At 66.6% G+C, this 9,914-nt stretch carries 10 protein-coding genes; 6 read left to right on the top strand and 4 right to left on the bottom strand.

Going from position 1 to position 9,914, the window contains the following annotated elements; translation table 11 throughout:
• The 3 genes from NUV79_RS12800 to NUV79_RS12790 form a co-directional block, all read right to left on the bottom strand.
• The coding region (locus NUV79_RS12800) for a CoA-transferase (RefSeq protein ID WP_308218200.1) at positions 1-169 on the bottom strand (169 nt) is incomplete at its 3' end.
• The gene (locus tag NUV79_RS12795) at positions 169-879 is read right to left on the bottom strand and encodes a CoA transferase subunit A (protein ID WP_257733462.1); all 711 of its coding nucleotides are present in this window, start codon (positions 877-879) and stop codon (positions 169-171) included. The genes NUV79_RS12800 and NUV79_RS12795, both read right to left, overlap by 1 nt.
• 182 nt (positions 880-1,061) lie before the next feature.
• Positions 1,062-1,496, bottom strand: a complete 435-nt coding sequence (locus tag NUV79_RS12790) for a PACE efflux transporter (protein ID WP_310090700.1) — start codon at positions 1,494-1,496, stop codon at positions 1,062-1,064.
• 99 nt (positions 1,497-1,595) lie between these two features.
• On the opposite strand from NUV79_RS12790, the gene NUV79_RS12785 reads away from it, so the two are divergent.
• From NUV79_RS12785 to NUV79_RS12765, 5 genes are all read left to right on the top strand, one after another.
• Positions 1,596-2,483 (top strand): LysR family transcriptional regulator, encoded by an 888-nt coding sequence (locus NUV79_RS12785; protein WP_257733460.1) that lies wholly within the window; start codon positions 1,596-1,598, stop codon positions 2,481-2,483.
• Positions 2,484-2,727: 244 nt separating this feature from the next.
• Complete coding sequence (locus tag NUV79_RS12780; RefSeq protein WP_257733459.1) at positions 2,728-4,293, top strand: ABC transporter substrate-binding protein; 1,566 nt, start codon at positions 2,728-2,730, stop codon at positions 4,291-4,293.
• A gap of 104 nt (positions 4,294-4,397) precedes the next feature.
• Positions 4,398-5,339: an ABC transporter permease gene (locus tag NUV79_RS12775; protein WP_257733458.1), complete on the top strand. Its 942-nt coding sequence runs from the start codon at positions 4,398-4,400 to the stop codon at positions 5,337-5,339.
• A 10-nt stretch (positions 5,340-5,349) separates the two neighbouring features.
• The gene (locus tag NUV79_RS12770; protein WP_257733457.1) at positions 5,350-6,195 is read left to right on the top strand and encodes an ABC transporter permease; all 846 of its coding nucleotides are present in this window, start codon (positions 5,350-5,352) and stop codon (positions 6,193-6,195) included.
• A gap of 78 nt (positions 6,196-6,273) precedes the next feature.
• Entirely contained in the window at positions 6,274-7,260 is a 987-nt protein-coding gene (locus NUV79_RS12765) for a MurR/RpiR family transcriptional regulator (RefSeq protein WP_257733456.1), read from the top strand.
• Positions 7,261-7,275: 15 nt separating this feature from the next.
• Here the strand turns inward: NUV79_RS12765 and NUV79_RS12760 are convergent, their stop codons facing one another.
• Positions 7,276-8,148, bottom strand: coding sequence for a MurR/RpiR family transcriptional regulator (locus NUV79_RS12760; RefSeq protein WP_257733455.1), 873 nt, complete (start codon positions 8,146-8,148; stop codon positions 7,276-7,278).
• A gap of 96 nt (positions 8,149-8,244) precedes the next feature.
• Here NUV79_RS12760 and NUV79_RS12755 point away from each other — a divergent pair, with 96 nt between their 5' ends.
• Positions 8,245-9,858, top strand: coding sequence for an ABC transporter substrate-binding protein (locus NUV79_RS12755; protein WP_257733454.1), 1,614 nt, complete (start codon positions 8,245-8,247; stop codon positions 9,856-9,858).
• Positions 9,859-9,914: the final 56 nt, after the last annotated feature.

Below are 9,914 nucleotides of genomic sequence, written 5' to 3'. Positions count from 1 at the left end.
GGAAGGGGCCGATGCCGAGCAGGCCGTTCTCGGACTGCAAGGTGACGTCGACGCCTTCGGGGATGTAGTTCGCCACCAGCGTGGGAATGCCGATGCCGAGATTGACGTAGAAGCCGTCCTGCAGCTCCTTGGCCGCGCGGGCGGCGACCTCTTCGCGAGTCCAGGCCATCAGGCTGCCTCCCTCTTGCGCTCGGTCAGCTTCTCGATGCGCTTCTCGTTGATCGTGCTCTTGATGACGCGGTCGACATAGATGCCGGGCGTATGGATGCCTTCCGGATCGAGCGAGCCGACCGGGACGATCTCCTCGACCTCGGCCACAGTCACCTTGCCGGCGGTCGCCATGTTCGGATTGAAGTTCCGCGCGGTCTTCCGATAGACGAGATTGCCGGCGGTATCGGCCTTCCAGGCCTTGACGATGGCGACATCGGCGCGCAGCCAGGTCTCGCGGACATAGAGCTGCCCCTCGAATTCCTCGACCGGCTTGCCCTCGGCGACGACCGTGCCGACGCCGGTCTTGGTGTAGAAGGCCGGAATGCCGGCTCCGCCGGCGCGGATGCGCTCGGCCAGCGTGCCCTGCGGGTTCAGTTCCAGCTCCAGCTCGCCGGCGAGGTACTGCTGCTCGAACAGCTTGTTCTCGCCGACATAGGACGCGATCATCTTCTTGATCTGGCGGCTTTGCAGCAGCATCCACAGGCCGAAGCCGTCGGCGCCGGCATTGTTCGAGATCACGGTGATGTTCTTCACGCCGGAATCGCGGATTTGGGGGATCAGGCTCTCGGGATTGCCCGACAGGCCGAAGCCGCCCGACATGATCGTCATTCCGTCGAAGAGCAGCCCCTCCAGCGCAGCCGCCGGGCCGTCATAGATCTTACCTGTCATCGTTCCTCCCAGGGCGCGGCCTGCTGCCGCGACATGCATTCGCGCCGGGACGGGCAGGCCGCCCCGGAGGTTCCGGGCGATCAGAATACGATCGCCCGCGAATGTCCATGGCTGCCGTAGCACAGATCGCCGGCAGGCTGGGAGGGTCTAAGCGATGCGGCGGCATCAGGCGGCCGGAAGGCTCAGGCGACGGCCAGCCGCGGCTGCGCCGGGACGGGGAAGGCCCGGTCATAGGCGAGATTGAAGAGGAAGGCGTAGACCACGTAGAAAACCACGATGGCGAGGTCCATCACGAGGGTCTCCCACAGGCCCATGCCGAGATACCAGGCCATCGGCGGCAGCAGCAGGACCAGCAACCCGCCTTCGAACAGCAGCGCATGCAGCACGCGCAGCCGCAGGCTCTTGCGGGTATGGCCGGTGAAGCGAAGCATCGCGTGGTCGAAGCCGAGATTGTAGACGAAGTTCCAGAGCGTCGCGACGGTGGCCGAGCCGACGCCGATCACGCCCATATGCGTCGCCGGCAGGTTGAAGAGCATGGCGCCGCCGGGGATCACCAGCGCCAGCCCGATGATCTCGAACATCACCGTATGGCGAACCCGATCGGGGAAGGAGCGCATGGACATCTAAGACACCTATCGTTCTGTTCTCGTTGACGCGGTGCCTTCTATCGCTAAACCTGACGATCTCAAGTTAGATTATATCTGGATATCAGATAGATGAATCTCTCGTTCGAGCAATTGGAGGCCTTCGTCGCGGCGGCTGAGCATGGCTCCTTCTCGGCGGCGGGGCGGGTGCTGCGCAAGGCGCAGTCGGCGGTGAGCACGCAGGTCGCCAATCTGGAGGAGGATCTCGGCGTCGTGCTGTTCAGCCGGGCGGGACGCAATCCCGTTCTGACGGCGGCGGGCGAGCGCCTGCTGCGCGAGGCGAAGGTGGTCCTGGACCGGCGCGCGCATCTGATCGGCGTCGCCAGCAGCTTCGAGAGCCATGTCGAGACGCGGCTCGTCGTCGCCATCGACGAGCTCTATCCCGAGCATCTGCTCGGCGCGCTCTTCGCCGATTTCGCGCGGCATTTCCCGCATGTCGAGCTGGAGCTGCTGTTTCCGCTGATGGAGGATGTCAGCCAGCTCGTGCTGGCAGGGCAGGCCGATATCGGCGTGATGTGGCGCCAGGGGGTGCTGCCGCCGGAGCTCGGCTTCCAGACGGTCGGCTGGGTGCCGATCAAGCTCGTTTGCGGCAAGGACCACCCGCTCGCCGGCACGCGCGTCGACTGGGAGGAGCTGAAGCGGCATCGCCAGATCCTCGTCGCCGCGCGCGGCGACGGGCCGGAGAAGCAGCGCCTGAGGGTGGCTGCCGAGGTCTGGTGGGTCGAGAGCCACTGGGTGATCCTGCAGCTGGTCAAGCAGGGCATCGGCTGGGCCTTCGTCTCCAGCTATGTCATCGCGAACTCGCCGGTGACGGCCGATCTCGTCACGCCCGATCTCCAGTTCGACGATTTCGACCTGCCCGTGGCGCTGGAGATGGTCTGGCACAAGCAGCGCCCCTGCGGACCGGCGGCGCGCTGGCTGCGCGAACGCTTTGCCGCGGCGCGCATCGGCGCGGCCTGAGCAGGCCCCGTTAAGCCGAAATTTCCCGATCCGTGGCGTGGCCCCTGCTTGGCTGACCTGTTTTGGCAATTAAATTACATACTTGACCTCGACGCTCCGCGCCGATTTTGGGCGCTATCGGGTGGTTTTGCGCCAATGGCGAGCTTTTTGGTGAATCTCGATTGCCTTTCGACGGCCGCTGCAGTAAATGATCCGTAATAAAATTTCATAACGCCGCAAATAGCGGCTTCTACGGGGAGTGATCATGCAGAACGATTTCCTGTCTCGTGCCGGCCTGACGCGCCGTGGCCTCGGCGGTCTCGCCGCCGGCCTCGCGGCCTCGACGATGCTTGCTCCAGTGGCCGCCCTGGCGCAGGGCGTTTCGAGCGCGAACCTCGCCATGGTGGGCGAGCCGCAGTCGCTCGACCCGATGGCCTCGACCGCCGATCTCGTCGGCACGATCATGCAGCATGTCTACGAGCCGCTGTTCACCTTCGACGCCAACTGGGCGATCCAGCCGATGCTGGCGGCGGCCCAGCCGACCGTCTCGGCCGACGGCAAGACTTATGCGATCGAATTGCGCAAGGGCGTGAAACTCCATAACGGCCGCGAGCTCGATGCCGAGGACGTGGTCGCCTCGCTGAAGCGCTGGCTGGAGATGACGCCGCGCGGCAAGGGGCTCGCCAAGAGCGTCGCCAGCCTGAGCGCCAAGGGTCCGTCGAGCGTCGAGATCGTGCTCAGCAAGGTCGAGCCGGCGCTGCTGGCGCATCTCGCCCTGCCGTCCGGCTTCGCCGCGATCATGGCGAAGGAATCGATCACCAATCCGCTGGTCGAATTCGTCGGCACCGGTCCCTACAAGTTCCGCGAGCGCAGGCCCGACCAGTTCGTCGTCCTCGTCAAGCATGATACCTACGCCTCGCGCAGCGAGCCGGCCTCCGGCTATGCCGGCAAGCGCGAAGCCAGGATCGACGAATTGCGCTTCATCCCGGTGCCGAACGCCAATACCCGCGTCGAGGGCGTGATCGCCGGCCAGTACCAGTTCTCGGACCAGCTGCCGGTCGAGGCCTTCAAGAAGCTGTCCGGCGCCAGCGCTGCCCGCGCCGTCCTGACCATGCCCTTCGGCTTCCCCTATTTCCCGACCAACACCAAGCAGGGGCCGATGGCCGATGTGAAGGTCCGCCAGGCCTTCCAGATGGCGCTCGACCTCGAAGAGGTGCTGATGGCCGGCTTCGGCGATCCGAAGTTCTTCGCGCTGGCGCCCGAGCATTTCCCGAAGGGCTCGCCCTTCTTCTCGGAAGCCGGCAAGGACAAGTACAGCAAGGCCGATGCCGCCGGGGCCAAGAAGCTGCTCGCCGAGGCCAAGTATGACGGCACGCCGATCCGCATCCTGAACTCCAAGCAGTACGACTTCCATCACCGCATGGCGCTGGTCATGGCCGAGCAGATGAAGGCGGCGGGCTTCAAGGTGCAGCTCGACGTCGTCGACTGGGCGACGCTGATCCAGCGCCGCGGCGATGCCGCGCTCTGGGACATCTACATTACCCACTCGGCCTTCCTGCCGGAGCCGATGCTCTCGCCGCCGCAGCTCGGCGAAGGCGCGCCCGGCTGGTGGTCCAGCCCGGCCAAGGAAGCGGCGCTCAGCACCTTCAACGCCGAGCCCGATCCGGCCAGGCGCGGCGCGCTCTGGGCCAAGGTCCAGCAGGTCGTCTATGACGAGGTTCCCTATATCCGCGCCGGCAACTTCGCCGCGCTCTCCGGCGCCTCGGCCAAGATGAAGGGCTTTGCCGCCATGCCGTGGCCGTCCTTCTGGAACGTCGAACTGAGCAAGTGATCCCGAGGGATCACAGTTCCATCTGACGCCTCCCCGGCGCGGTCTCGACCGCGCCGTTTCTCCATTTCCCGAAACGCCTGCCTCCAGCCAACGGAGCGTATCCGATGCTTGTGCATCTCGGACGCCGGTTCGCCGGCCTGCTGCTCGTGCTTTTCATCGTCGCCGCACTGGTCTTCTTCCTGACGCGGCTGGCCCCCGGCGATCCGGCCGCGCTGATGCTCGGCGACCAGGCCACGGCCGAGGACATCGCCAAGCTGCGTGCCGCCTATGGGTTCGACAAGCCGCTGGTGGTGCAGTTCGTGCTCTGGCTGAAGGAGGTCGCGAGCGGCAATCTCGGCCATTCGATCTTCCTGCAACGGCCGGTGACGCAGGCCTTGCTCGAACGCGCGGAGCCGACCTTCTTCCTGGCGATGTTCTCGCTCGCGATCGCGGCCGCGATCGGCGTGCCGGCCGGCATCGCCTCGGCGGTCTGGCGCGGACGCCCGGTCGACCAGGCGGTCAGCGGGCTTGCGATGCTCGCCGCGAATATCCCGAGCTTCTGGCTCGGGCTGATCTTCATCCAGCTCTTCGCGGTCAAGCTCGGCTGGTTCCCGGTCGCGGGCTACGGCTCGCCTGAGGCCAGCCTCACTGAGCGGCTCCAGCACCTGCTGCTGCCCTCCGCGGTGCTCGGCGTGGTCAATTCGGCGCTGATCACGCGCTTCACCCGCGCCAGCATGCTCGACATCCTCAGCGCCGATTTCCTGCGCACGGCGCGGGCCAAGGGCCTGTCCGAGCGGCGCGTGCTGCTGGAACATGCCTTCCGCAACATCCTCGTGCCGGTCATCACCGTGCTCGGCCTGACGCTGGCGCTGCTGATCGGCGGCGCGATCGTCACCGAGACCGTGTTCGGCCTGCCGGGCGTCGGCAACCTCGTGGTCTCCGCCGTGCTGCGGCGCGACTATCCGGTGATCCAGGGCGCGCTGCTCGCGGTCGCCGCGATCTATGTCCTGATCAATCTCCTCATCGACCTGATCTATACGCTGGTCGATCCGCGCGTCCGTTACTGAGGAGGCGACAATGAACTCACCTGTCCTCGCCTTCTGCCGTAGCCTGTTCCGGCGCAAGCTGGTGCTCGTCGCCGCGCTCGTGCTGCTGATCGCCTTCGTGCTCGCCATATTCGCGCCCTGGCTCTCGCCCTTCGACCCCGGCGCGATGCGCGTGGTCCGGCGCCTGCGCCCGCCGAGCGAGGTCAACTGGTTCGGCACCGACGAGCTCGGTCGCGACATCTTCTCGCGGGTCGTCTGGGGCGCGCGCGCCTCGCTCGGCATCGGTTTTTCGGTCGTGGTGATCTCGATCACGCTGGGCGCGGCGCTCGGATTGCTTGCCGGCTATTTCAAGCGCCTCGACGGCCCGATCATGCGGCTGGTCGATGCGCTGATGTCGCTGCCGGACATCCTGCTGGCGATCTTCCTCGTCGCCGTGCTCGGCGCCTCGGCCGGCAATGTCGTGCTGGCCTTGTCGATCGTCTATACGCCGCGCGTCGTCCGCGTCATCCGCGCCTCGACGCTGGTGGTGCGCGAGATGCCCTTCGTCGAATCGGCCCGCTCGATCGGCGCCTCGACCGCGCGCATCCTGTCGATTCATCTCCTGCCCAATATCGCTTCGCCGGTGCTGGTGCAGGCGACCTTCATCTTCGCCTATGCGGTGCTGGCCGAGGCCGGGCTCTCCTTCCTCGGCGCGGGCGTGCCGCCGGAGGTGCCGACCTGGGGCACGATGATCGCCTCCGGTCAGCAATTCGCGGATGACGCGTTCTGGCTCGTCGCCTTCCCGGGGCTGGCCATCGTGTTCGTGGCCCTGTCCTTGCAGATTGTCGGTGATGGCCTGCGCGACATGCTGGACCCGCGCCTCAGAAAGGCGCTGTGATGGCCGCACGGCCAAGGCATTCCCCGCAGGCCGGCTGTGGCCGGTCTGCATGATCGTTTCCAACCGAGGGCTTGCGGCATGACGCGCGGAACCGAAGCCTCCGACATTCCCGGCCGGTTTGCCGGGGGCGAAGATGCGGTCGGCGCGTCCGATATCCTCAGCGCCATCCGGGCCGGCATCGAGACGATGTCCGAGAGCCAGCGCCGCGTCGGCCGGCTGATCCTCGACGATCCCGACTGGGCGGTGAAGGCGAATGTCGAGGATATCGCGGCTAGGGCCGGCGTCAGCGCACCGACCATCGTGCGCTTCGCCCGCGCCGCGGGCTGCGAGGGTCTCAAGGATCTCAAGCTGAAGCTCGCCGGCGCGCTGGCGCTGGGCGCGCCGTTCCTGCATCGCTCGGTGCATGTCGGCGAGACTGCTGCCGATGTCGTGCGCAACGTCACCGGCAGCGTGACCACCGTCATCGCCGAATGGCAGCGCCGGCTCGACCCGGCCGAGCTCGACCGGGCGGCGGCGGCGATCAAGCGGGCGCGGCGGATCGACTGCCTCGGTACCGGCGCGACCTCGCATTTCCTGGCGCAGGACCTGCAGGCGCGGCTCTTCCGCCTGGGGCTGACCGCGAACGCCTTTTCGGACGCGCATTTCCAGCTGGTCGCGGCCGCGACGCTGACCTCGGCCGATGTGCTGGTCGCGATCTCCTTCGTCGGGCGGATGCCGGCGCTCTTGCGCGCCGTCGAGGTCGGGCGCGAGCGGGGTGCGACCGTGATCGTGCTGACGCAGACCGGGACGCCGCTTGCCGAACTCGGCCATATCGTGGTGCCGATGGACGTGCCGCGCGACGCGACCATGCTGGTCGGCACCGACGCCTATGTCGTCCAGCTGATCGCGATCGAGGTGCTGATGATCCTCGTCGGGCTGCGGCAGGGGCCGGGGCTGATCGCGCGGATGAACGATCTCCAGCATGTGCTCAACACCTACGGCGTCGATCGCGAGGACCCTTCCGTGCTGCATGCCGGCTGGCGGCAGATGCTGGAGCATGCGGACAGCCCGCCCGACACGGATTGATCCCGGTAACGCCGGCTACTGGTGGAAGGTCCAGAGCAGGCTTTCGCTGAGTTCCTTCAGGGCCTCGACTGCATCCGGCCGCTCGCGCGCGACGGCGGCTATGAGCGCATCGGCCAGGGCGAAAACCGCGGTCGGTGAGTTCGGCAGCAGGCGGCTGCGGGCCGGGGCGAAGAGCGTGACGTCGGCGACCGGAGCGAGCGGCGAGGTCGGGCTGTCGGTCAGGGCCAGCAGCGAGGCGCCGCGCTTCTTGGCGAAACTCGCGAGGTCCAGCGTGGCGCGGGAATAGCGCGGCACGGAGATCGCGACGACGAGATCATCGGGGCGGGCTGACATCATGTGCCGGATGGCGCGCTCCGGGCCGGTACGAGATGACGCGAAGATCACATCGGCATCGAGATAGAGCGCAAGCCCGTCCTCCAGGAACGAAGCGACGTGGTGGCTGGCGCCGGAGGCCGCGATGAAGACGCGTGGAGCCTTCAGCAGCAATTCGACGGCCTTGGTCACGGAGGCTTCGTCGAGCCCGTCGCGAGAGGCCTGGAGATTGGCGTTCTGGTCGGCGAGCGCGGCGGTGAAGGTCGCGAAGATCGAGCCTGCGGCGGAGCGAGCGCCGGCGAAATTATCGACCGGGTCGTGAGCGAATTTCAGGGCGGCGGAAAGCCCGCTGCGGAATTCGCTGTAGTTGGCGTAGCCGAGCGCCCTGACGAAGCGCGTGACCGTCGCGTTGGAGGTGCCGCTGCCCTCGGCCAACCCCTCGATCGTCATGGTCGCGACATCGAGCGGATGCTGCAGCACGAAATCGGCCGCGCGGCGATGGCCGTTGCTCAGCGACGGGTAAATCTGGGCGATCCGATTGGAAAGATCCGTCGTCGGCTTCAGGCCCTGTGACATGCGCGGCTACCCGATTGACGTTCGAAAATTTTCATGTTTGCTACTAGACGAAAATAAAGCTGTCAAAAGCGGTTTCAACCGGGAGCGGACCTGATCATGCGTAAACCCCTATTCCTCGCGGCCTTCGCGGCCGCCTGCCTTGCCGGCACGGCCGTCTCGGCGCAGACGCTGCGCATCGCGCTGGCCTCGGAGCCGACGGCCGTCGATCCGCATTACCACGACCTCACCCCCAACAACGCGCTGGCCCAGCATATCTTCGACTCGCTGGTGCGCCAGGACGAGCAGCAGAAGCTGCATCCCGGCCTCGCCACCGCCTGGGAGAACGACGGCAAGAACCGCTGGACCTTCAAGCTGCGCGACGGCGTGAAGTTCACCAACGGCAAGCCCTTCACGGCCGAGGACGTGGTCTTCACCTTCTGCCGCACGCTGAAGAACGAGACCAAGGTCTCCGATTCCTTCGCCGACATCACCGGCAATTTCGCCTCGGTCGAGACGCCCGACGCCCAGACGCTGGTGATCAACACGAAGGAGCCCGAGCCGCTGCTGCCGAACCTGCTTTCGGGCTTGAGCATCCTCTCGGCCTCGATCGTCGAGCACGGCCCGATCAGCTACGACATCGCCAAGAATTGCGGCGTCACCGGTCCATGGCCGACCGTGACCGGCTTCAACGATGGCACGCTTGCCGTCGGCACCGGCCCCTACAAGCTCAAGTCCTATGTGCGCGGCTCCGCGATCGAGCTCGAGCGCAACCCGACCCATTGGGGCAAGGCCGAGCCCTGGGCGACCGTTCGCCTGCTGCCCGTGACCAATGCCGGCCCGCGTCTCGCCGGCCTGCTCGCCGGCGACTACGACGTGATCGAGAACCCGGCGGCGCGCGACCTCGGCCGGATCAAGGACGACAAGCGCTTCGGCCATGTCATCACGCCCTCGACCCGAGTCGTCTATTTCCAGCTCGACGTCGCCCGCGACCAGAGCCCCTTCGTCAAGGCGGAGGACGGCAAGAACCCGCTGAAGGACCTGCGCGTCCGCCAGGCGATGTCGCTCGCCATCGACCGCGACGCCATCGTCAAGCGCATCATGGACGGTGCGGCCGAGCCGGCCTACCAGTACCTGCCGACCGGCATGTTCGGCACGCGGGCGAACCCGCCGAAGCTGGCCTATGACCCGGCGCAGGCGAAGAAGCTGCTGGCCGAAGCCGGCTATCCCAAGGGCTTCCAGCTCACGCTCTCGACTACCAACGACCGCTACATCAACGACAGCCAGATCACCCAGGCCGTCGCGCAGTACCTGACCCAGGTCGGCATCAAGGCCGAGGTCGATGCGATGACCCGCGCGATCTACTTCCCGCGCCGCGCCAAGAAGGAATTCTCGGTCGCGATCGGCGGCTGGGGCTCCGGCACCGGCGAGGCGGCGTCGTTCCTGCGCCAGTGGCCGCCGACCCCGAACGAGGCCAAGACGATCGGCGGTTCGAACTATGGCGGCTACAAGAACGACCAGTTCGACAAGATCATCCGCGAGGCCATCACCACGCTCGACGACAGCAAGCGCGCGTCGCTGCTGCAGGAAGCCGGCAAGATCGTCATCGACGACTACGCCTTCATCCCGCTGCACTTCGAAAGCGGCATCTGGGCCTTCAAGTCCGATCTCGACGTCAAGGGCCGCGCCGACCAGTTCATGCTGGCGATGTCGGTGAAGCCGAAGGCCAAGTAAGCCGCCGGCCGACAGGCCATCGACAAGTCGGGCCGCCGCTCGCAGGGCGGCCCGCG

It is taken from the genome of Allobosea sp. 47.2.35, from assembly GCF_024655635.1.
In the GTDB taxonomy this organism is placed as follows: Bacteria; Pseudomonadota; Alphaproteobacteria; order Rhizobiales; family Beijerinckiaceae; genus Allobosea.
Note: the sequence above shows the minus strand (reverse complement) of the source record. Positions and strands in the feature narration are given on the sequence as shown.

What these genes read in the sequence shown, in the direction of transcription:
- NUV79_RS12790 (WP_310090700.1), bottom strand. Translation starts at nt 1,496, where the DNA reads ATGCGCTCCTTCCCCGATCGGGTTCGCCATACGGTGATGTTCGAGATC.
- NUV79_RS12770 (WP_257733457.1), top strand. Translation starts at nt 5,350, where the DNA reads ATGAACTCACCTGTCCTCGCCTTCTGCCGTAGCCTGTTCCGGCGCAAG.
- NUV79_RS12765 (WP_257733456.1), top strand. Translation starts at nt 6,274, where the DNA reads ATGACGCGCGGAACCGAAGCCTCCGACATTCCCGGCCGGTTTGCCGGG.
- NUV79_RS12785 (WP_257733460.1), top strand. Translation starts at nt 1,596, where the DNA reads ATGAATCTCTCGTTCGAGCAATTGGAGGCCTTCGTCGCGGCGGCTGAG.
- NUV79_RS12780 (WP_257733459.1), top strand. Translation starts at nt 2,728, where the DNA reads ATGCAGAACGATTTCCTGTCTCGTGCCGGCCTGACGCGCCGTGGCCTC.
- NUV79_RS12760 (WP_257733455.1), bottom strand. Translation starts at nt 8,148, where the DNA reads ATGTCACAGGGCCTGAAGCCGACGACGGATCTTTCCAATCGGATCGCC.
- NUV79_RS12775 (WP_257733458.1), top strand. Translation starts at nt 4,398, where the DNA reads ATGCTTGTGCATCTCGGACGCCGGTTCGCCGGCCTGCTGCTCGTGCTT.
- NUV79_RS12795 (WP_257733462.1), bottom strand. Translation starts at nt 879, where the DNA reads ATGACAGGTAAGATCTATGACGGCCCGGCGGCTGCGCTGGAGGGGCTG.
- NUV79_RS12755 (WP_257733454.1), top strand. Translation starts at nt 8,245, where the DNA reads ATGCGTAAACCCCTATTCCTCGCGGCCTTCGCGGCCGCCTGCCTTGCC.